General features: G+C 72.9%; 20 protein-coding genes. 2 read left to right on the top strand and 18 right to left on the bottom strand.

Going from position 1 to position 21,768, the window contains the following annotated elements; translation table 11 throughout:
- The first annotated feature begins 159 nt into the window (after positions 1–159).
- Positions 160–1,710, top strand: a complete 1,551-nt coding sequence (locus ETD96_RS17555; RefSeq protein WP_240807768.1) for an MFS transporter — start codon at positions 160–162, stop codon at positions 1,708–1,710.
- Between the two features lie 55 nt (positions 1,711–1,765).
- Here the strand turns inward: ETD96_RS17555 and metK are convergent, their stop codons facing one another.
- From metK to pyrR, 13 genes are all read right to left on the bottom strand, one after another.
- On the bottom strand, positions 1,766–2,959 hold the full coding sequence (metK, locus tag ETD96_RS17560) for a methionine adenosyltransferase (RefSeq protein ID WP_138637539.1): 1,194 nt from the start codon (positions 2,957–2,959) through the stop codon (positions 1,766–1,768).
- Positions 2,960–3,138: 179 nt separating this feature from the next.
- Positions 3,139–4,359: a bifunctional phosphopantothenoylcysteine decarboxylase/phosphopantothenate--cysteine ligase CoaBC gene (gene coaBC / locus ETD96_RS17565; RefSeq protein WP_138637540.1), complete on the bottom strand. Its 1,221-nt coding sequence runs from the start codon at positions 4,357–4,359 to the stop codon at positions 3,139–3,141.
- A gap of 131 nt (positions 4,360–4,490) precedes the next feature.
- Entirely contained in the window at positions 4,491–4,745 is a 255-nt protein-coding gene (rpoZ, locus tag ETD96_RS17570; protein WP_021597645.1) for a DNA-directed RNA polymerase subunit omega, read from the bottom strand.
- A 26-nt stretch (positions 4,746–4,771) separates the two neighbouring features.
- On the bottom strand, positions 4,772–5,359 hold the full coding sequence (gmk, locus tag ETD96_RS17575; RefSeq protein WP_138637552.1) for a guanylate kinase: 588 nt from the start codon (positions 5,357–5,359) through the stop codon (positions 4,772–4,774).
- Positions 5,360–5,453: 94 nt separating this feature from the next.
- The gene (mihF, locus tag ETD96_RS17580; RefSeq protein WP_026405770.1) at positions 5,454–5,780 is read right to left on the bottom strand and encodes an integration host factor, actinobacterial type; all 327 of its coding nucleotides are present in this window, start codon (positions 5,778–5,780) and stop codon (positions 5,454–5,456) included.
- Positions 5,781–6,549: 769 nt separating this feature from the next.
- On the bottom strand, positions 6,550–7,251 hold the full coding sequence (pyrF, locus tag ETD96_RS17585; protein ID WP_138637541.1) for an orotidine-5'-phosphate decarboxylase: 702 nt from the start codon (positions 7,249–7,251) through the stop codon (positions 6,550–6,552).
- Positions 7,248–8,228, bottom strand: coding sequence for a dihydroorotate dehydrogenase (locus ETD96_RS17590; protein ID WP_138637542.1), 981 nt, complete (start codon positions 8,226–8,228; stop codon positions 7,248–7,250). The genes pyrF and ETD96_RS17590 overlap by 4 nt, the downstream gene beginning before the upstream one ends.
- Complete coding sequence (locus ETD96_RS17595) at positions 8,225–9,112, bottom strand: dihydroorotate dehydrogenase electron transfer subunit (RefSeq protein WP_138637543.1); 888 nt, start codon at positions 9,110–9,112, stop codon at positions 8,225–8,227. Before ETD96_RS17595 ends, ETD96_RS17590 begins: the two co-directional genes overlap by 4 nt.
- Before the next feature lie 74 nt (positions 9,113–9,186).
- Positions 9,187–12,600: a carbamoyl-phosphate synthase large subunit gene (gene carB, locus ETD96_RS17600; protein WP_171069079.1), complete on the bottom strand. Its 3,414-nt coding sequence runs from the start codon at positions 12,598–12,600 to the stop codon at positions 9,187–9,189.
- Positions 12,600–13,718: a glutamine-hydrolyzing carbamoyl-phosphate synthase small subunit gene (carA, locus tag ETD96_RS17605; protein ID WP_138637544.1), complete on the bottom strand. Its 1,119-nt coding sequence runs from the start codon at positions 13,716–13,718 to the stop codon at positions 12,600–12,602. The genes carB and carA overlap by 1 nt, the downstream gene beginning before the upstream one ends.
- Positions 13,715–15,001 carry a dihydroorotase gene (locus tag ETD96_RS17610; RefSeq protein WP_138637545.1) on the bottom strand — a complete coding sequence of 429 codons (1,287 nt, stop codon included), beginning with the start codon at positions 14,999–15,001 and terminating at the stop codon, positions 13,715–13,717. The genes carA and ETD96_RS17610 overlap by 4 nt, the downstream gene beginning before the upstream one ends.
- Entirely contained in the window at positions 14,998–15,939 is a 942-nt protein-coding gene (locus tag ETD96_RS17615; RefSeq protein WP_138637546.1) for an aspartate carbamoyltransferase catalytic subunit, read from the bottom strand. Before ETD96_RS17615 ends, ETD96_RS17610 begins: the two co-directional genes overlap by 4 nt.
- Positions 15,936–16,541 carry a bifunctional pyr operon transcriptional regulator/uracil phosphoribosyltransferase PyrR gene (gene pyrR, locus ETD96_RS17620; RefSeq protein WP_171069080.1) on the bottom strand — a complete coding sequence of 202 codons (606 nt, stop codon included), beginning with the start codon at positions 16,539–16,541 and terminating at the stop codon, positions 15,936–15,938. The genes ETD96_RS17615 and pyrR overlap by 4 nt, the downstream gene beginning before the upstream one ends.
- Before the next feature lie 396 nt (positions 16,542–16,937).
- On the opposite strand from pyrR, the gene bldD reads away from it, so the two are divergent.
- Entirely contained in the window at positions 16,938–17,432 is a 495-nt protein-coding gene (bldD, locus tag ETD96_RS17625; protein WP_021597992.1) for a transcriptional regulator BldD, read from the top strand.
- Positions 17,433–17,467: 35 nt separating this feature from the next.
- On the opposite strand, the gene ETD96_RS17630 is transcribed toward bldD, so the two are convergent.
- The 5 genes from ETD96_RS17630 to ETD96_RS17655 form a co-directional block, all read right to left on the bottom strand.
- Positions 17,468–18,877, bottom strand: coding sequence for an MFS transporter (locus ETD96_RS17630; RefSeq protein ID WP_240807770.1), 1,410 nt, complete (start codon positions 18,875–18,877; stop codon positions 17,468–17,470).
- Between the two features lie 259 nt (positions 18,878–19,136).
- Entirely contained in the window at positions 19,137–19,430 is a 294-nt protein-coding gene (locus ETD96_RS17640) for a nucleoside triphosphate pyrophosphohydrolase family protein (RefSeq protein ID WP_138637548.1), read from the bottom strand.
- A gap of 60 nt (positions 19,431–19,490) precedes the next feature.
- The gene (locus ETD96_RS17645; RefSeq protein ID WP_171069081.1) at positions 19,491–19,718 is read right to left on the bottom strand and encodes a hypothetical protein; all 228 of its coding nucleotides are present in this window, start codon (positions 19,716–19,718) and stop codon (positions 19,491–19,493) included.
- A gap of 88 nt (positions 19,719–19,806) precedes the next feature.
- Positions 19,807–20,496 (bottom strand): Crp/Fnr family transcriptional regulator, encoded by a 690-nt coding sequence (locus ETD96_RS17650; RefSeq protein WP_138637550.1) that lies wholly within the window; start codon positions 20,494–20,496, stop codon positions 19,807–19,809.
- A 72-nt stretch (positions 20,497–20,568) separates the two neighbouring features.
- Entirely contained in the window at positions 20,569–21,750 is a 1,182-nt protein-coding gene (locus ETD96_RS17655; protein WP_138637551.1) for a CoA transferase, read from the bottom strand.
- Positions 21,751–21,768: the final 18 nt, after the last annotated feature.

The raw sequence follows: 21,768 nt of genomic DNA on the forward strand, positions 1-21,768 counted from the left end.
CTCCGCGCCCCCGCCGTCCGACGAGCCCGTGCAGGCGAAGTGACCACAGCGCATACTCGAGAGCGGGCGGACGCCCCGGTCCCGCCTGGATCGCCGCGCCGTCCCGCACTTTCCCGGCCCGACTGGAAGAAGTGGAAGAGGCGGGCACGCCACCCGGTGGTGGCGGCCACGGCCGCCGCCGCGGTCCTCCACCTGGTCTGGGCGCTCGCCCTGGCGACCGAGGGGGGCGACCTCGCGGCCCAGGCCGCGTGGACCGACTTCGCCTGGAAGCACCCCGGCGCCGCCTACAGCTTCGCCTGGTACGGCGGGATGCACCCGGTGTCCTACAGCGTCCTGTCGCCGTACCTGATGGCGCTGTTCGGCATCCGCACGGTCGCGGTGGTGACGGGCACGCTGTCGGCGACCCTGACCGCGTACCTGCTCAAGAAGTTCCGGGCCCCGGTGGCACTGCCCGCCTCCCTGTGGGCCGCGTTCGCGCTGTCGTGCAACACCGCCTCTGGGCGCGTCACCTTCGGCCTGGGGCTGCTGTTCGCGCTCATGGCGACGATCGTGGCGTTCACTCGGCGCGGCACTCCCGCCCTGCGCGCCGGCGGCATGGTGGGCCTCGGCGTCCTGGCCTCCCTCGCGAGCCCCGTCGCCGGGCTGTTCCTGCTGGTGCTGGCCGCCGCGCTGTTCCTGACCGGGCGCCGCCGCGCGGGCGTCTGCCTCGCCGTCGGCCTCCCCGTCGTGGTGGGGACGACGAGCCTGCTGTTCCCCTTCAGCGGCGTCCAGCCGATCTCGCTCACCGCCATCGTGCTGCCCGCCATCACCAGCGTCATCGCGATCCTGCTCTGCGCCCCGAAGAGCTGGACGTTCGTGCGCGTCGGCGCCGGCGTCTACCTGGCCGGGATCCTGCTGACCTGGCTGATCCCCTCCCCCGTCGGCAGCAACGTCGAGCGCCTGGCGCTGCTGTTCGGCGGCATGTTCCTGCTGTCGGCGGTGGCGCGCGCGCACGGCCGGGTCCGCATCGCGGTGCTGTCACTGGCGTTCATCGTCACGGCGTCCTGGCAGGTCGTGAAGCCCGTCGACGACCTGATCCACACCGAGCCCGCGGCGGCCGCCGCCGCGCACGCGCGCGGCCTCGTCGCCGAACTCGACGCCCTCGGCGCCGGCAAGGCCCGCATCGAGGTCGTGCCGCTGCGCTCCCACTGGGAGTCGGCCGGCCTCAGCCGCCACTTCGTGCTGGCGCGCGGCTGGAACCGCCAGGTCGACGCCGAGCGCCACAAGCTGTTCTACGAGGACGGCGCGCTGACGGCCGACTCCTACCGAGACTGGCTGCACGAGTGGTCCGTGCAGTACGTCGTCCTGCCCGAGCAGGAGGTCGACTGGTCCGCGCAGGAAGAGGCCGCCCTGGTGGAGAAGGGCCAGCCGTACCTGACGGAGGTCTGGCGGGACGAGCACTGGCGCCTGTTCCGCGTCGCCGCCCCGACACCGCTGGTCGACCGCCCCGCGTCCGTCCACGAACTCACCGCGGGCGAACTCGTCGTCGACATGCCGTCCAAGGGGTCCGTGCTCATGCGGGTCTCCTGGTCGCCCTGGCTGAGCGCCACGGGCGGGGACGCCTGCCTGGCCCGCGAGGGCGACTTCGTGCGGCTGACGGCCCGGGAGCCCGGCCGCTACACCATCGCGGCCCGCTACGGCCTGCACCGCGGCAACCACTGCCCCTCCTGACCGAGCACGCGAAGAGGGCCCCGGGGACGCCCCGGGGCCCTCTTCGCGTGCCGGATCAGAGACCCGCGGCGGAGGCCAGGTCCTTGGCGCGGTCGGTCGACTCCCAGGAGAAGTCGGGCTCCGACCGGCCGAAGTGGCCGTAGGCGGCGGTCTGCGAGTAGATCGGGCGGAGCAGGTCCAGGTCGCGGACGATCGCGGCCGGACGCAGGTCGAACACCTCGTCGACGGCCTTCTCGATCTTCTCGGGGGCGACCTTCTCGGTGCCGAACGTCTCCACGAACACCCCGACCGGGTGCGCCTTGCCGATCGCGTACGCGACCTGCACCTCGGCGCGGTCGGCGAGCTGCGCGGCGACGATGTTCTTGGCGACCCAGCGCATCGCGTACGCGGCGGACCGGTCGACCTTGGACGGGTCCTTGCCGGAGAACGCGCCGCCGCCGTGCCGGGCCATGCCGCCGTAGGTGTCGACGATGATCTTGCGGCCGGTGAGGCCGGCGTCGCCCATCGGGCCGCCGATCTCGAAGCGGCCGGTCGGGTTGACCAGCAGCCGGTACCCGTCGGTGTCGAGGTCGAACTGGGCGAGCACCGGGTCGACCACGTGCTCCTTCACGTCCGGGGCGAGCAGCTCCTTCAGGTCGATGTCGGGAGCGTGCTGGCTGGACACCACGACGGTGTCGAGGCGGACGCCGCGGTCGCCGTCGTACTCGATGGTCACCTGGGTCTTGCCGTCCGGGCGCAGGTAGGGGACGTCGCCGCTCTTGCGGACCGCCGACAGCCGCTGCGCGAGCCGGTGCGCCAGCGTGATCGGCAGCGGCATCAGCTCGGGCGTCTCGCTGGTGGCGTAGCCGAACATCAGGCCCTGGTCGCCGGCGCCCTGCCGGTCCAGGTCGTCGACGCCCTCGCCCTCGCGGGTCTCGTAGGCGTCGTCGACGCCCTGCGCGATGTCGGGCGACTGCGCGCCGATGGACACCGACACGCCGCAGGAGTGCCCGTCGAAGCCCTTCTTGGACGAGTCGTAGCCGATCTCGAGGATCTTCTCCCGGATCACGCCGGGGATGTCCACATAGGTCTCGGTGGTGACCTCACCGGCCACGTGCACCTGGCCGGTCGTGATCAACGTCTCGACGGCGACCCGGCTCTTCGGGTCGTCCTTGAGCATCGAGTCGAGGATCGCGTCGCTGATCTGGTCCGCGATCTTGTCCGGGTGTCCTTCGGTCACTGACTCGGAGGTGAACAGGCGGCGAGACACGTACGTGAACTCCTTGCAGCGGCTGCTGACTGACGTCGCAGGACGGATATGTCATCGAGTTCGGCGGGGACGTCCCCCGCGCGTTGTCCAAGTGGGCGGTGTCCAAGTGGTAGGCCCGCAGTCTAGCCGGATCACCCTCGGGCGCCGGTAGTGACTCGGTCGAGCCGGGCGGCCTCCGATCAATCCGCGGGCAACGGGTCCAGGCGGGCGGCGACGAGGTCCCAGACGACCTCGGCGAGGGCGTCCTTCGCACCGCGCGGCACCTCGGTGTGCGAGCCGTCCGCGCCGAGGATCACCGCCTCGTTGTCGGGGCGCCCGAAGGTCAGGTTCTCGCCGACCTGGTTGACGACGAGCAGGTCGCTGCCCTTGCGGGCGAGCTTGGCGCGGCCGTTGGCGAGGACGTCGTCGGTCTCGGCGGCGAAGCCCACGATCACCTGCCCGGGGCGGCGCTCGCGCCCGAGCTCGGCCAGGATGTCGGGGTTCTTGACGAGCCGGATCGGCTCCGGCTCCGCGCCCTCCGCCTTCTTGATCTTCGAGCCCCGGTAGCCGGCCGGCCGGAAGTCGGCGACGGCGGCGGCCATCACGACCGCGTCCGCGTCGGCGGCGGCCGCGATGACGGCCTTGTGCATCTCCTCCGCCGTTCCGACGGCGACGACCTCGGCGCCCGCGGGGTCGGGCAGGGCGACGTTCGCCGCGACGAGCGTCACGCGGGCACCGCGCGCGACGGCGGTGCGGGCGAGCGCGTAGCCCTGCAGGCCGGACGAACGGTTCCCGATGAAGCGGACGGGGTCGATCGGCTCCCGGGTGCCGCCCGCGGAGACCACGATGCGCCGCCCGGCCAGGTCGCGGCCGCCGGCGCCGCGGGCCAGCACGTGCCGCGCGACCTCGAACAGCTCGGCCGGGTCGGGCAGCCGGCCGGGGCCGGTGTCCTTGCCGGTGAGCCGCCCGGACGCGGGCTCCACCACGATCGCGCCCCGGGACCGCAGCGTCGCCACGTTGGCGCGGGTCGCGGGGTGCTCCCACATCTCGGTGTGCATCGCGGGCGCGAACACGACCGGGCAGCGGGCGGTGAGCAGGGTGTTGGTGAGCAGGTCGTCGGCCAGGCCCTGCGCGGCCCGCGCGAGCAGGTCGGCGGTGGCGGGCGCGACGAACACCAGGTCGGCGCCCTGGCCGAGCCGGACGTGCGGCACCTCGGCGACGCCGTCCCAGACCTGCGGGGACACCGGGTTGCCCGACAGGGCGGCCCAGGTGGGCTCGCCGACGAACCGCAGGGCGCCGGCGGTCGGGACCACGGTGACGTCGTGGCCGGACTCGGTGAGCCGCCGCAGCAGCTCGCACACCTTGTACGCGGCGATGCCCGCGCTCACGCCGAGGACGACGCGCGGCTTTCGGGAGGTCATGCAGTCACGATCCCATCGCGCGCCCGGAGCGCCTGCGGCGGGGGTCCGGTGCCCCCCGGCGGGCCCTGCGGGCGGCGGCGGAGGCGGCCGCGCCGCGACGCCGACGGGCGGCATCGGCGGCCACGGGTCCGCTAGCCCTCGATGGGCTCGGCGTTCAGGAGGCCCTCGCGCGTCTCGCGGAGCGCGATCGACAGCGGCTTCTCCTGCACCTGGGTCTCGACGAGCGGGCCGACGTACTCCAGCAGGCCCTCGCCCAGCTGGGCGTAGTAGGCGTTGATCTGCCGGGCGCGCTTGGCCGCGATGCTCACGAGGCCGTACTTGGTGTCGACGACCTCCAGGAGCTCGTCGATCGACGGGTTGGTGATGCCCTCGTTGCTGGCTGCCACTCGGTGGCCTTCCACTGGTAGGTCGCTTACCGAACAGCCATCAAGGTTAGCAGCTCATCGCACACGTCCTGGACGGACGTGTTGACGAGCGTCACATCGAACTCCTTCTCGGCGGCGAGCTCCACGCGGGCCGCGTCGAGGCGGCGCTCGATGACGTCCGGCGGCTCGGTGCCGCGGCCGGTGAGCCGGCGGACCAGCTCCTCCCAGCTCGGCGGCGCGAGGAAGACCAGCCGCGCCTGCGCCATGGACCGGCGGACCTGCCGGGCGCCCTGCAGGTCGATCTCCAGGAGCACCGGTTCGCCGCGCGCGAGGCGCTCCTCGACGGGCCGGCGCGGGGTGCCGTAGCGGTTCCCCGCGAACTCGGCCCATTCGAGGAGCTCCCCCTCGGCGACGAGCCGGTCGAAACCGGCGTCGTCGACGAAGAAGTACTGCACACCATCGGTCTCACCCGGGCGGGGGGCCCGGGTGGTCACCGAGACCGACAGCCACACCTGCGGGTGCGAGCGCCGGATCTCGGCGACGACCGTGCTCTTGCCGACGCCCGACGGCCCGGAGAGGACCGTCAGCCGCCGCGCGAGCGGGCCATGCGTGCTGGAGCCTTCCGGCGCAGGAATGGGTGCGCCGGAGCCGGACGGGATGGAGCCGGCGCCGGGTCGCCCCGGGCCGGCCGCGGCGGCCTGACCGCCGCGCCCGCCCGTGAGTCGCGCGTCAGCGGTTCGCACTTCCGCCGAACTCACGCTCCAGGGAGGCACGCTGGTTGGCGCCGAGGCCCCGCACACGGCGGGACTCGGCGATGCCCAGGCGCTCCATGATCTGCTTCGCACGGACCTTGCCCACACCGGGCAGTGATTCCAGGAGGGCCGACACCTTCATCTTTCCGATGACGTCGTCGGACTGACCCTCTTTGAGAACCTCGGCGAGCGAGGTTCCCCCGTGCTTGAGCCGGTTCTTAACCTCGGCCCGCTCCTTGCGAGCCTTGGCAGCCTTCTCCAGGGCTGCGGCGCGCTGTTCGGGGGTTAGGGGCGGAAGAGCCACGCCGGGTCACCTCAGGTTTCCACTCGACGGAGTCGGACGGGTTGGGAAACTAGCGAGTTCACCGCCCATAAGGCAACGTGAAGTGCCGTTTAGCCCACCACAAATTCACGAAAATCACTCCCCGGAGTGTCCTGAATACAGAGTGTACCCAATCTGGAGGGGTCCGCGGTCCATCCCCGCGCCTTGCTGGGACTTTCGCATGATCGTGAAAATCCCCCCAATCTGACCCCAAATGCGGCACTCGGTACCCTTATGTCGCAGCGGTTCGGGCCCCCTCGGGGCCGTCCCGCCGCGCTCCGCCGGCCCGCCCGGCGGGCGTCCGCGACCGCCCTCCGCCGCCCCCTGTGAGGTCTCCCACAACCGATCCCGACCGAGTGACTCTCGTCACGCCGGGACGTTCCGCACGTCGCGGCGGCACCGTTACTGTCATCCTCGACAACACCCGACCCCGCCAAGATCGTCTCCCGCTCGGAGGGCCGCGCCACCCCACTCAGCTCCCCGCCCGCCGCCAGGGCGCCCACATGGACGCGGAACGACCGGACGACCCGCCGGGGGCTTCCCGCCCGGTGAATCGCCACTCCGCGTGAACGAGTTCCTCGTTCGGCACGTACTCGCAATGCGAACACTCCGTCCCCGCCATTCGCATGCGACTAAAACCACAATGCGCGATCCCACCCGGCTGAGAACGCCTCGAAACTTTCGCGGAATGCAGTTCTGCTCATGCGTCCGCGGTCACCGCAATCGGCGCGGCGCGCCGTATCGGCGGACGTCAGCGGACGTCGGCGGAGGTGCGCCGCAGCGCGGCCGCGATGGCCGCCGCGGCGGCGCCGGGGTCGGGGGCGCCGGTGATGGGGCGGCCGATGACCAGCAGGTCGGCGCCCGCGGCCAGGGCCTCCTCCGGGGTCGCCACGCGGGCCTGGTCCTGGGTGGCGGCGCCGGCCGGGCGGACACCCGGAGTGATCAGCGTGATGCCGGGGCCGACCTCGGCGCGGACCGCCGCGGCCTCCTGCGGGGAGCAGACCAGGGCCTGCGCGCCCGCCTCGACCGCGAGCGCGGCGAGCCGGCGGACGGCGTCCGGCGCGGGCCCGGACAGGCCCAGCGCGGCGAGGTCGGCGTCGCCCAGCGACGTCAGGACCGTCACCGCGGCGATCGACGTGCTGGGGGCGGCCTCGACCGCCGCGCGGATCATCGCGGGCCCGCCGGCGGCGTGCACGGTCAGGTAGGACGGCTTGAGCCGCGCCACGGCGCGGGCGGCGCCGCGGACCGTCGCGGGGATGTCGTGGAGCTTGAGGTCGAGGAAGACCTGCACGCGGCTCGCGCCGCGGACGCTGGCGATGACGTCCGGCCCGTACCGCAGGTAGAGCTCCAGGCCCACCTTGACGGTGGAGACGTGCGGCGTGACCAGGGTGGCCCAGCGCGCGGCCGTCTCCAGATCGGGCGCGTCCAGCGCGACGGCGATGGGGGCGGTCACAGTTTCTCCTTCTCGGGCTCTTGCGGGCGCACCTGGGGCGGCACGTACCCGGCGGGCTTGTGCGCGAGCCCGACGGCGTCGGCGAGGCGGCCGATGCGGCGGGCCGCGAGCGCCTCCTCCAGCTCGCGCAGGACGCGGGGGCCGGCCAGGGGGTCGTGGAACACGGCGGTGCCGACGGCCACGGCGGAGGCGCCGGCGAGGATGAACTCCAGGGCGTCCAGGCCGGTGGCGATGCCGCCGACGCCGATGATGGGGGTGCTGGGCAGCGCGGCGTGCACCTGGTAGACGCAGCGGACCGCGATGGGCCGGACCGCGGGCCCGGACAGGCCGCCCGACACGCCGGTGAGGGCGGGCCGGAGCGTCCCGGTGTCGATCGCCATGGCGTCCATGGTGTTGATCAGGGTGAGGCCGTCGGCGCCCGCGTCCGCGCAGGCGAGCGCGATCGTGACGATGTCGGTGACGTCCGGGGCGAGCTTGGCGAAGACCGGGACGCCGGGCCGGGCGTGGTCGCGGACGGCCCGGACGACGGACGCCGCGGCGGCCGGGTGCCAGCCGAACACGCGCCCGCGGTCCTCGGCGTTGCGGCAGGCGACGTTGACCTCGATCGCGGCGACGCCGGGGACGCCCCGCAGGCGGCGGGCCATCTCGCCGTACTCCTCGACGCTGTTGCCCGCCACGGACACGATCGTGCGGGCGTCCTGCTCGATGAGCCACGGGAGGTCGCGTTCGAGGAACGTCTCCACGCCGGGGCCTGGGAGGCCCATGGCGGTGAGGAGGCCGCTGGGCGTCTCGGTCACGCGCGGCGTGGGACGTCCCGCGCGCGCTTGCGGCATGACGGACGTGGTGACGAACGCGCCAAGGCGGGAGATGTCGAAGAACTGGGCGAGCTCCCGCCCCGTCCCGCCGCACCCGGCGGCCGTCATGACGGGGTTGGGCAGCTCCAGGGGCCCGAGTGCGGTCCTGACCCTGTCGCTCATTGCGAGCCCCCCTCGGTGACGTTCAGGACGCGCGGCGCGCCGAGCGCGTCGAACGGGATGGTGCCGAGGTCGCCCCACCGGACCCGGTCGCCGCGCAGGACGGGCCCGTCGGCGCAGGCGCGGACCATGCGGGTCACGCCGTCGTCGCCGTGGACGGGGAGCATGCACGTCATGCACACGCCGATGCCGCACGCGCCCGTCTGCTGCAGGAACTCCTCGACCGACACCTGGGAGGGGAGGCCGAAGTCGCCGGCGACCTGGGTGACCGAGCGCAGCAGGCTCGTCGGGCCGCAGCCGTAGACGACGTCCGCGCCGGTCTCCTCGATGACGCGGGGCAGCACGTCGCGGACGGTGCCCTTCTCCCCCATCGAGCCGTCCTCGGTGGCGACGGTGGAGCTGTCGCCGATCCGCTGCGCCATCCGGGAGCCGAACACCTGCCGGGCGGACGGCCCGCCGAGCACGAAGTGCACCTGGCAGCCGCGCCGCAGCAGGGTGTCGGCGAGCGCGAACACGGCCGCGCCGCCCGGCCCGCCGGCGACCAGCAGGCAGGTCACGGGGTCGCGGGGCAGCCGGAACGGGCGGCCGAGCGGGCCGACGAGGTCGATCTGGTCGCGGGAGCGGCGGCCGGCGAGCCAGCCGGTGCCGGGCTCGGTGTCGGCGAACACCAGCTCGACGGTGCCGCCGTAGTCGGACTTGACCTCGTGGACGCCGAAGCAGCGGCGGACCAGGCGGGACGTGTGCTCGCCGCCGACGGCGAGCGCCACGAACTGGCCGGGCCGGAACCGCTCGGCGATGGCCGGGGCCACCAGCGTCATCGCGTGGTAGTCCTGCACCTGGCGGACCGTCAGGACCGTCGCCGACGTCTGCACCGGCGTGTCGGACACCCGTCTCCCTCTTCTCGTCGTGCGCCGGGCGGGCCGGGCGGAGGCTGCCGCCGCCCGGCCCGCCCGGCGCGTCGTCACGCGGGCGGCACGCCGCCGCCCGAACCCGCACCGCCGTCAGAGCCCGCGGCGCCGTCGGAGCCCGCACCGCCGTCCGGGCGCCGCGCCGCGCGGCCGCGGGCGCCGCCGATCCGCGCGGCGTGCTCCTGGAGGGAGCGAACGCCGACCAGGCCGCCGGCGACGGCCTCGATGCCCTGCACGGCCGCCCCGAGGCCCTGCACGGTCGTCACGCACGGTACGCCCCTCAGCACGGCCGCGGTGCGGATCTCGTAGCCGTCGAGCCGCGGCCCGGACTGGCCGGGGCTGCCGAAGGGCGTGTTGACGATGAGGTCGACCTCGCCGTCCAGGACGCGCCGCACGATCGTGGGCTCGCCGGCCGGGCCGGGGCCGTCGCTGTGCTTGCGCACGATCTTGGCACGCACGCCGTTGCGGCGCAGGACCTCCGCGGTCCCCTCCGTGGCAAGAATCTCAAAGCCCAGGTCAGCGAGCCGCTTCACCGGGAACACCATGTGCCGTTTGTCGCGGTTGGCCACGGACACGAACGCGCGGCCCTTGGTCGGCAGCGATCCGTAGGCGGCCTGCTGCGACTTGGCGAACGCGGTGCCGAACACCTCGTCGATGCCCATGACCTCGCCGGTCGAGCGCATCTCGGGGCCGAGCACGGTGTCGACGCCCTGCCCGCTGGCGTTGCGGAACCGGTCGAACGGGAGGACGGCCTCCTTCACCGCGATCGGCGCGTCCAGCGGCAGGGTCCCGCCGTCGCCGCTCTCCGGCAGCATGCCCTCGGCGCGCAGCTCGGCGATGGTGGCGCCCATCATGACGCGCGCCGCCGCCTTGGCGAGCGGCACGGCCGTCGCCTTGGAGACGAACGGGACGGTCCGGGACGCGCGGGGGTTGGCCTCCAGCACGTACAGGACGCCCGCGGAGAGCGCGTACTGGACGTTCATGAGCCCGCGGACGCCGACGCCGCGCGCGAGCGCCTCCGTCGACTCCCGGATGCGGCGGATGTCCTCGTGCCCCAGCGTGATGGGCGGCAGCGCGCACGCCGAGTCGCCCGAGTGGATCCCGGCCTCCTCGATGTGCTCCATCACGCCGCCGAGGTAGAGCTCCTCGCCGTCGAACAGGGCGTCCACGTCGATCTCGATGGCCTCGTCCAGGAACCGGTCGACCAGGACGGGGTGCTCGGGGCTCGCCTCAGTGGCGCGGGCCATGTACGACTCCAGCGTGGCGTCGTCGTACACGATCTCCATGCCGCGCCCGCCGAGCACGTAGGACGGGCGCACGAGGACCGGGTAGCCGATCTCGGCGGCGATCTCGCGCGCCTCCTCGTAGGAGGTGGCGGTGCCGTGCTTGGGCGCGAGCAGCCCCGCCCTGTGCAGGACCCGTCCGAACGCGCCGCGCTCCTCGGCGAGGTGGATGCTCTCCGGGGAGGTGCCCACGATCGGCACTCCGGCGTTCTTCAGCTTCTGGGCTAGGCCCAGGGGCGTCTGGCCGCCGAGCTGGACGATGACGCCCGCGACCTCACCGGACTGCTGCTCGGCGTAGACGACCTCCAGGACGTCCTCCAGCGTGAGGGGCTCGAAGTACAGCCGGTCGGAGGTGTCGTAGTCGGTGGAGACCGTCTCGGGGTTGCAGTTGACCATCACGGTCTCGTAGCCGGCCTCGGCCAGCGTGAAGGACGCGTGGACGCAGGAGTAGTCGAACTCGACGCCCTGGCCGATGCGGTTGGGCCCGCTGCCCAGGATGAGGACCTTGGGCTTGGTGCCCGGCGGGACCTCGGTCTCCTCGTCGTAGGCCGAGTACAGGTACGGCGTCTGCGCCTCGAACTCGGCGGCGCACGTGTCGACCGTCAGGTAGACGGGGCGGATGCCGAGCGCGTGCCGCAGCTCGCGGACGACCTCCTCCGACAGGCCGCGCAGCTCGCCGATCTGCGCGTCGGAGAACCCGTGCCGCTTGGCGCGCAGCAGCTTGTCCCTGGTGAGCGCGTCGTCGGCGGTGCGGATCTCCTCGGCGACCTCGTTGACGGCCGCGATCTGGTCCAGGAACCAGGGGTCGATGCCGGTCGCCTGGTACACGTCGGTGATGCTCGCCCCGGCCCAGAGCGCGCGCTGGACGTCCCTGAGGCGCCCGTCGTGCGGGCGCTTGGCCGATTCGAGCAGCTCGGCGGCGTCGGCGTCGCCGGCCCAGCTGAACGACGAGCCCTTCTGCTCCAGCGACCGCAGCGCCTTCTGCAGCGCCTCGGTGAAGCAGCGGCCGATGGCCATGGCCTCGCCCACGGACTTCATGTGCGTGGTGAGCGTGCCGTCGGCGCCGGGGAACTTCTCGAACGCGAACCGGGGCACCTTCACCACGACGTAGTCGAGCGTGGGCTCGAACGACGCGGGCGTCTCCCGGGTGATGTCGTTCGGGATCTCGTCGAGGGTGTACCCGATCGCCAGCTTCGCCGCGATCTTGGCGATGGGGAAGCCGGTGGCCTTGGACGCGAGGGCCGACGACCGCGACACCCGCGGGTTCATCTCGATGACGATCATCCGGCCGGTGCCGGGGTGCACGGCGAACTGGATGTTGCAGCCGCCGGTGTCGACGCCGACCTCGCGGATCACCGCGATCGCGACGTCCCGCATGTTCTGGTACTCGCGGTCGGTGAGCGTGAGCGCGGGCGCGACGGTGATCGAGTCGCCGGTGTGCACGCCCATCGGGTCGAGGTTCTCGATGGAGCACACGATGACCACGTTGTCGGCGCGGTCGCGCATGACCTCCAGCTCGTACTCCTTCCAGCCGAGGATCGACTCCTCCAGGAGCACCTCGCCGGTCGGGGACGCGTCGAGCCCCGCCCCGGCGATGCGGCGCAGGTCGGCCTCGTCGTGGGCGAAGCCGGAGCCCCGCCCGCCCATGGTGAACGAGGGCCGCACGACGAGGGGGTAGCCGAGCTCGCCGGCCGCGGCGAGGCAGTCGTCCATCGTGTGGCAGATCACCGACCGGGCGGACTCGGCGTTCAGGCCCTGCTCGCGCGCCACCTTGGCGACGACGTCCTTGAACCGCTCGCGGTTCTCGCCGGCCTGGATGGCGTCCACGTCGGCGCCGATCAGCTCGACCCCGTACTTCTCCAGGACGCCGCTCTCGTAGAGCGCGATCGCGGTGTTCAGGGCCGTCTGGCCGCCGAGGGTGGGCAGCAGCGCGTCCGGCCGCTCCTTGGCGATGATCTTCTCGACGACCTCGGGGGTGATCGGCTCGACGTAGGTCGCGTCGGCGAACTCGGGGTCGGTCATGATCGTGGCGGGGTTGCTGTTGACCAGCGTGACCCGCAGGCCCTCGGCCTTCAGCACCCGGCACGCCTGGGTGCCGGAGTAGTCGAACTCGCACGCCTGGCCGATGACGATCGGCCCGGAGCCGATGACCAGGACGGACTTCAGGTCTTCGCGGCGCGGCATTACTTCGACGCCTCCATGAGCTCGCAGAAACGGTCGAAGAGGCCGGACGCGTCGTGCGGGCCGGCCGCGGCCTCCGGGTGGTACTGGACGCTGAACGCCGGGCGCTCCAGGAGCCGCAGCCCCTCGACGCAGCCGTCGTTGAGGTTCACGTGGCTGACCTCGCCGGGGCCGTAGGGCGTGTCGAACGGCCCGTCGGCGGGGGCGTCGACGGCGAACCCGTGGTTGTGCGCCGACACGTCGACCTTGCCGGTCGCCCGGTCCTGGACGGGCTGGTTGATGCCCCGGTGGCCGAACCGCAGCTTGTAGGTGCCGAGGCCCAGCGCGCGGCCGAAGATCTGGTTGCCGAAGCAGATGCCGAAGAACGGCTTGCCGGCGTCCAGGACGCCCTTCAGCGCGGCCACGGCGTAGTCGGCGGCGGCGGGGTCGCCGGGGCCGTTGGAGAAGAAGACGCCGTCGGGGTCGAGGGCGAGGATGTCCTCGGCGGTGCTGGTCGCGGGCAGGACGTGCACCTCGCAGCCCCGCTCGGACATCCGGTACGGCGTCATCGACTTGATGCCGAGGTCGACGGCCGCGACCGTGTAGCGCTTCTCGCCCTGGGCGGCGACGACGTACGGCTCGGTGGTGGAGACGTCCCGCGCGAGGTCGGCGCCCTCCATCGAGGGGCTCTGCAGCACGCGCTGGACGAGCGCCTCCTCACCGGCCGCCAGGGCGTCCGGCCCGCTGAAGATGCCGGCGCGCATCGCGCCCTTGTCGCGCAGGTGCCGCGTCAGCGCGCGCGTGCCGGGGATGGCGATGCCCACCACGCCCTGCTCGCGCAGCGCGGAACCGAGCGAGCCGGTGGCGCGCCAGTTGGACGCCACGCGGGCGGGCTCGCGCACCACGTAGCCGGCCACCTGGATGCGGCCGGACTCCGGGTCCTCGGCGTTGATGCCGGTGTTGCCGATGTGGGGGGACGTCATGGCCACGATCTGGCGGGCGTAGGACGGGTCGGTGAGGGTCTCCTGGTAGCCGGTCATCCCGGTGTTGAAGACCATCTCGCCGAAGGTCTCCCCTTCGGCCCCGTACGCGACCCCGTGGAACACCCTGCCGTCTTCCAGTACGAGCAGAGCAGGGTTCATTGGAGCTTCCCTTCCAGGACGGTCGGCTCGCCGCGCAGGAACGTCGCGACGACCCGGCCGGGCAGCTCCAGCCCCGCGAACGGGGTGTTGCGGCTCTTGGAGGTCATCGCCGACGGGTCCACGGCGCGGCGCGGCGACGGGTCGTACAGCGTGATGTTGGCGGGCGAACCTGCCTCCAGCGGACGACCCTGTCCGGAAAGGCGGCCGATGCGGGCGGGACGGGCGGACATGCGGTCGGCGACCCCGGCCCAGTCGAGCAGGCCGGTCTCCACCATCGCCTCCTGGACGACCGGCAGCGCGGTCTCCAGCCCGATCATCCCCATCGCGGCCACGGCCCACTCGGTCTCCTTGGCCTCGACCGGGTGGGGGGCGTGGTCGGTGGCGACGCAGTCGATCGTCCCGTCGGCGAGGGCGTGCCGCAGCGCGGCGACGTCGTCGGCGGTGCGCAGCGGCGGGTTGACCTTGAAGATCGGGTCGTAGGTCCCGGCCTTCGCGTCGTTCAGCAGCAGGTGGTGCGGGGTGACCTCGGCGGTCACCGGGCAGCCCTTGCTCTTCGCCCAGCGGATGATCTCCACCGAGCCGGCCGTGGACACGTGGCACACGTGCAGCCGCGACCCGACGTGCTGGGCGAGCAGCACGTCCCGGGCGATGATCGCCTCCTCGGCGACCGCGGGCCAGCCGCGCAGCCCGAGCGCGGCCGACATCTCGCCCTCGTTCATCTGCGCGCCCTCGGTGAGGCGCGGCTCCTGCGCGTGCTGGGCGACGACGCCGTCGAACGCCTTCACGTACTCCAGCGCGCGGCGCATGATGACCGCGTCCGACACGCAGTGCCCGTCGTCGGAGAAGACCCGCACGCGGGCGGCGGAGTCGGCCATCGCGCCCAGCTCGGCGAGCTTCTCGCCGGCGATGCCGCGGGTGACGGCCCCGACCGGCTGGACGTCGCAGTAGCCGGCCTCGCGGCCGAGGCGCCACACCTGCTCGACGACGCCGGCGGTGTCGGCGACGGGGTCGGTGTTGGCCATCGCGTGGACGGCGGTGTACCCGCCCATCGCGGCGGCCTTCGTCCCGGACTCGACGGTCTCGGCGTCCTCGCGGCCGGGCTCGCGCAGGTGGGTGTGCAGGTCGACCAGGCCGGGCAGGGCCACGAGCCCGGCGGCGTCGACGACCTGCGCGCCCGCCTCGTCCAGGCCGCGGCCGACCGCGGCGATGGCGCCCTCGCGGACCAGGATGTCGGCGGCGTCGCCGCCGAGGATCCGGGCGCCCTTGATGATGTACGTCGTCACTTCGCGACCTCCTGGCCGATGGCGGGCTCGGAACCGCCGAGCAGCAGATAGAGGACGGCCATGCGGGCGCTGACGCCGTTGGCGACCTGCTCGACGATCGTGGACCGGACCGAGTCGGCGACCTCGGCGGCGATCTCGACGCCGCGGTTCATCGGGCCGGGGTGCATCACGATGGCGTGCTCGGGGAGCTGCGCCATGCGGTCGCCGTCCAGCCCGTAGCGGCGGCTGTACTCGCGCACGGTCGGGAAGTAGGCGGCGTTCATCCGCTCCTGCTGGACGCGCAGCATCATGATGACGTCGCTCTTGGGGATGACGCCGTCGAGGTCGTACGACACCGAGCACGGCCAGGTGTCGATGGCGACGGGCAGCAGCGTCGGAGGCGCGACCACCGTGACGTCGGCGCCGAGCGTGTTGAGCAGCAGGACGTTGGACCGCGCCACACGGCTGTGGAGGACGTCGCCCACGATCGTGACGCGGCGGCCGTCCAGCTCACCGAGGCGCTTGCGCATCGTGAACGCGTCCAGGAGCGCCTGGGTGGGGTGCTCGTGGGTGCCGTCGCCGGCGTTGACGACGCTGCCCTGGACCCAGCCCGCGAGCCGGTGCGGGGCGCCCGACGCGCCGTGCCTGATGACGACGCCGTCGGCGCCCATCGCCTCCAGCGTGAGGGCGGTGTCCTTCAGGCTCTCGCCCTTGGACACGCTCGACCCCTTCGCGGAGAAGTTGATCACGTCGGCGGACAGCCGCTTGGCCGCCGCCTCGAACGAGATCCGGGTGCGGGTGGAGTCCTCGAAGAACAGGTTGACGACCGTCCGGCCGCGCAGCGTCGGCAGCTTCTTGACGGCGCGGCCGGCGATCTGCGCCAGCTCCTCGGCGGTGTCCAGGACGAGCAGCGCGTCGTCGCGGGACAGGTCGGCTGCGGAGATCAGATGGCGGTTCACTCGGCTCCCCCCGTCGGGGCGGGCGCCGCCGGGCCCAGCAGGACCGCGTCGCGCCCGTCGTTCTCGTCCAGCAGGACCTTCACGGTCTCGCGCATGGAGGTGGGCAGGTTCTTGCCCACGTAGTCGGCGCGGATCGGCAGCTGCCGGTGCCCGCGGTCGACCAGCACGGCCAGCTGGACCGCGCGGGGCCGGCCGAGGTCGTTCAGCGAGTCCAGCGCGGCGCGCACCGTCCGGCCGGAGAACAGCACGTCGTCGACCAGCACGACCACCTGGTCGTCGATGCCGCCGGGCGGCAGCTCGGTGCGGCCGAGGGCGCGGGCGGGCCGCATCCGCAGGTCGTCCCGGTACATGGTCACGTCGAGCGAGCCCCAGGGCACCGGGCGGCCCTCGACCTCGCGCAGCGCTCCGGCCAGCCGCTCGGCCAGCGTCACGCCGCGGGTCTGGATGCCGAGCAGCAGGACGTCGTGGCCGCCCTTGGTCCGCTCGAGGATCTCGTGTGCGATGCGGGTCAGCGCGCGCCGGATGTCGGGACCCTCCAGAACGGCCTTGGGCCGGGGGTCACCGTCCGCCACGCGATGTTCCTGCCCGGGGGCAGCGTTCACCGCGGAACCTCCTTCCCCGCCTCACGGGACGGGCCTTAAAGGACGTTGTGTCGGCCCCACGTTAGCAGCCGGGCCGGACCGCTCCACACCCCGGACCGGCCCACGTCTTCGCAGGTGAGAGGCGTCACATCGGAGCGGTGGCGCGGCGACCCGGCGGCACCGCCGCGACGCGGCGCCACCGCGGCGGGACGATCCGGACGGCCCGGATCGAGTCCTGCGGATTCGACCGCTTTTTTCCAATCAGCTTGACCTGGGGCCGTACCCGTTTTACCGTCACTGTCCGTAACCATCCCTGGAGACAGACTCCTGAGGCCCCCTGGCTTCATGAACCTGTCTCCCCCCGGTGACACGACCGGGGTCCGAACGACGACGAAAGTGAGCCTGGGGGGCCGCAGAATGCCGTCTGAATACGCTAAGGCTCTCGGCGCGCGCCTGCGCGCCATCCGCACCCAGCAGGGCCTGTCCCTGCACGGTGTGGAGGAGAAGTCACGCGGCCGCTGGAAGGCCGTCGTCGTGGGTTCGTACGAGCGGGGCGACCGCGCCGTCACCGTTCAGAAGCTGGCCGAGCTCGCCGATTTCTACGGCGTGCCGGTATCCGAGTTGCTGCCCGGCGGAGCCGCGCCGAGCCCGCTCGGGCCTACACCCAAGCTCGTGATCGATCTAGAGCGGTTGCAGCAGCTTCCGAAAGACAAGGCCGGTCCTCTCGCCCGCTACGCCGCGACGATCCAGAGCCAGCGGGGCGACTACAACGGAAAGGTCCTGTCCATCCGCCAGGAAGACCTGCGTTCACTCGCGGTCATCTACGACAAGTCCCCGACCGAGCTGACCGAGGAACTGATCGGCTGGGGCGTCCTCGACCCGGAGGCGCGCCGCGCCGTCGAGTCGTTCTGATTCACCGCTCGTCATGATTCACCGCTCGTTCTGATTCACCGCACCACCTGCTCCACCGCGACGGGGCCCGGCGCCATGCCGGGCCCCGTTCCGCGCCTGCGGCGCGGCACCAGCAGGGCCAGCGGCAGCACGGCGGCCATAGCGGCGGCGCTCAGCGCGAACCCGGCCGTGTAGCCGCTCTCGCCGGGAACCACCACGATCACGACCGCGCTGATCTGCGTCCCGAGGGACGCGCCGACCGTGCGGATGAGGGTGTTGATGCCGGTCGCGACGCCCGTCTCCCCCGCCGGGACGGCGGCGACGACGAGGTTCGCGACGGCGGCGTAGGCGAAGCCCAGGCCGACGCCCCGGGCGACTCCGCCGACGTAGAGCTGCCACATGGCGGCGTGCTCGAACGCCACGAACGCGTACCCCGCACCGGTCATCAGCGCGCCGCCGAGCAGCACCATGCGCGAGCCGATCCGCCGGTCGAGGAGGCCCGCCGCCATGCCGGCGGCGGTCATGCCGATGCTGGCGGGCAACTGCAGGAGCGCCGCCGCGGTCGCCGTCCCGCCGAAGCCGAACCCGGTGCTCTCCGGGAGCTGGACGAGCAGCGGGAACAGCAGGCCGCCCGCCATGAGCGCGTAGCCGGACAGCAGCGACGCGGCGTTCGCCGTCCAGACGCCGCGCACGCGCATCAGCCGCAGGTCGACCAGCGGTTCGGCGACGCGGCTCTCGACCCGCAGCCAGACGAGCGCCGTCACCGCCGACACCCCGAGCAGGCCGAGGACGCCCGGCGACGTCCAGCCCCAGTCCATGCCCTGGGTCAGCGCGGTGAGCGCGGCCACCAGCCAGCCGGCGAAGAGGGCGGCGCCCCACCAGTCGACCCGTGCCGCCTCCCGGGGCGCCGAGCGCGGGACGATCCACCAGGCGAGTGCGATGCCGGGCACCAGCCCGATGACGGGCACCCAGAGCAGCCACCGCCAGCCGAGGAAGTCGATGATCGGCCCCGCGAGGCACCAGGAGACCGCGCCGCCGAGTCCGAGCATGGACGACATGAGGCCGACCGCGGACGCCGTCCGGGACGCCGGGACGACGTCCCTGATGATCGTGTACGCCAGCGGGTACACGCCGCCGCCGATGCCGCCGAGCACCCGCCCGGCCAGCATCACCGGCACCGACGGGGCGAGCGCCGCGACGACCATGCCCAGGGTCGCGACCGCGAGCACGGCGAGCAGCACGCGCCGGGGCCCGTACAGGTCGCCGAGCCGCCCCACCACCGGTGTGGCGACGGCGGCGGACAGCGTCATCGCGGTGAGCGCCCACGCGGCGCCGGCCGGCGTCGTGCCGAGGCCCTCCTGGATCTGCGGCAGCGCGGGCGTCACGACGGCCATCGACAGCGAGTAGCCCATCACCCCGAGGAACGCCAGCAGCGGGACAAGCCCGCGCCCGTCCCGCACCGCCACCGCGCCCCTCCCGTACTTCGCCGCCCTAACAATCTCACATGCGGACAAAGCACACATGGCGGGCCGTCCCGCTCCCCGGTACGGCCCGCGCCCGGCGGGGCCGGGTCAGCGGCGGGGTCGCGTTGGTCGCAGCCGTGTTGGTCGCAGCCGTGTTGGTCGCAGCCGTGTTGGTCGCAGCCGTGTTGGTCGCAGCCGTGTTGGTCGCGGCCGTGTTGGTCGCGGCCGTGTTGGTCGCGGCCGTGTTGGCCGGTGGGCCGTGTCAGATGCCATAGACCCGCTCGTACTTGTCGAGGATGGCGAGCGCCTGCCCCTTCATCCGGTGCTCGGCCCGGGACCGGACGATCTCGGCGATCTCCTCGGGCCGGTGCCCGAGGCGGCGCATCAGGTTGAGGGCGATGCTCACCACGTCCGCAGCCTCCCGCGCCGCGGCCTGCTCGTCCCCCCGCGCGAGATGCTCCTCCAGCTCGTCGAACTGGATGTCGACCGCCCGGCGGAAATGCGACAAGGGCTTTCGCGCGATCTCATCGTCGGCCTCGTCCCATGCGTCCCACATGGATTGGAACGGACCAAGGTGATCGGTCATGGTTGCGCGCGTCCCTCCTGTACGAAATCCTCACGCCCCCCCGGGCGTGGTCCGCGCCACGGGCGCGGGCCCCTGGGGCAGGTCGGGGACCTGTCCCGCGTCGGCCAGCAGGCCGAGCCCCACCAGGATGACGCCCGCCGTGACGAGCGCGATGATCCGGCCCCGCGAGAGCCGCGGGATCTCCACTCCGCCGACCTCGAAGTCCCCGCCGATCAGCGCTATCAGGATGCACACCGCGCCTACCACCTGCAGCGTCATGATGAAGTGCCCTCCGGACGCAACCGGGGAAGCCTCTACAGACTTCTCTTATGTGTATTAACACACGAAGAGAAATGGATGTCTACAGCTACCTATGCGCAATATTACGCAGACCTTCGAGATCATGTAGAACGATCTTGCGCCGGCCCGTGCTGACCAGGCCCTCGTCGCGGAGTTTGCGCAGCTCGATCGCCACGGCGTCGCGGGACGCGCCGATCCGCCCGGCGAGGTCCTGCTGGGAGAGGGCGACCGCGATCGTCCACCCGTCCCCGTCCTCCTCGCCGACCTCGCTCGCGAGGTCCAGCAGCCAGCGGGCCAGCCGGCTCTTCACGTCCAGCCGCGCGAGCAGCGCCCGCTGGTCGGACTGGCGGCGCCGGCGGACGGCGGCCCGGTACATCAGCGGCCACAGGTCGTGGTCGCGAACGAAGGCGAGCAGGGCGTCGGCCGCGATGTCCAGCCCGGCGAGGTCGGTGATCGTCGTCACGGTCGCGGCGCGGGGCTCGCCCATGAGGACGCCCTCCTCCCCCATGACCTCGCCCTCGCCGCGGATCGCCAGGATGATCTCCGTGCCGTCGGCGCCCTTCCGGGTCACCTTGACGCTGCCCTTCTGGATCAGCAGCACCGAGTGCGACGGCTGCCCCTCCCAGAAGATCGTGTGCTCGGCGGGGAACTGCACCGGCGTGCCCAGGGCCTCCAGGGCCGAGCGCAGCGGCTCCTCGCCGGGCGAGAGCGGCCGGCCCAGGACGTCCATGATCCGGACGGAGGGGTCATCCATCATGGAGGCGAGTGTAATTATCCATACACGAGCATGGCCAGCTCCGGCCTCATGAATGTAACCGTCGCGCTCGGGTCAGCCGATCGCGCCCGCGTCCCTCAGGGCGGCGATGCGGTCCGGGGACAGTGACAGGACGTCCCGCAGGACCTCGTCCGTGTGCTCGCCCAGCGTGGGCGCCGGTACCGGCGGCAGCGAGGCGCCGCCGAGGCGCAGCGGGGAGCCCGGGGCGAGATGGGGGCCGATGCCCGGCTGGTCGAGCGGCGCCATGAGGGGCTCCTCGCGCAGCCTCGCCGCCACCTCGGCGAAGCCCCGGTACCGGGACCACAGGACGGACGTGCCCTTCAGCCCGTCCGCGACCTGCGCGCAGGTCCGCGCCGCGAACCACGGGGCGAGGACGCCGCCGAGCGCCTCGCGATGGGTGAAGCGGTCGCCGGCGCGGCGGAAGTCGGCGCCGAAGGCGCGCTCGAGGGCGGCGCTCACCTCGCCGAGCCCGGTCGCCTCCACCAGGTCGCGCCAGTGGCGCGCGGTGAGGACCGCGACCATGACGCGGCCGTCGGCCGTTGCGAAGTCGCGCCCGAAGTCACCGAAGAGGTCGTTGCCCAGACGCCGCCTGGGCTCGCCCAGTTGCGCCTCTGCGAGGTACCCGAGGTTCCCTGCGGTGGCCAGGGCGACGTCTTGCAGCGCCACCTGGAGGCTCTGGCCCTCGCCCGTGCGCAGCCTGTGCCGCTCGGCCGCCAGGATGCCGACGGCCATGTAGAGGCCGCACGCGATGTCCCAGGCGGGCAGCACGTGGTTGACGGGGCCGTCCTGGCCGGACGGCCCGGTGATCTCCGGGAAGCCCAGGGCGGCGTTCACCGTGTAGTCGACGGCGTTGCCCCCGTCCCGGGCGCCCTGGAGCCGGATGTGGATCAGGTCCGGCCGGGCGGCCCTCAGCTCGTCGTAGCCGAGCCCCGGGCGCGGGGCCGCGTTGGTCAGGACGACGCCGCACTCGGCGACGAGCCCCGCGACGACCTCCCGCCCCTCCGCCGACCGCAGGTCGGCGGTGACGGACCGCTTGCCCTTGTTCAGCCCGGCCCAGTACAGGCTCCGCCCGGACGGCGCGAGCGGCCACCGGTCGATGTCGGGTCCGCCGCCGACCTGGTCGACCCGGACGACGTCCGCGCCGAGCTGCGCGAGGGTCATCCCGCCGAGCGGCGTCGCGACGAAGCTCGACAGCTCCACGACGCGCATCCCGTCCAACGGCAAGGTTCCGCTCATGCAGCGTTGTCTATCAGC

Origin of the sequence: Actinomadura geliboluensis (genome assembly GCF_005889745.1) — a bacterium.
GTDB lineage: Bacteria > Actinomycetota > Actinomycetes > Streptosporangiales > Streptosporangiaceae > Spirillospora > Spirillospora geliboluensis.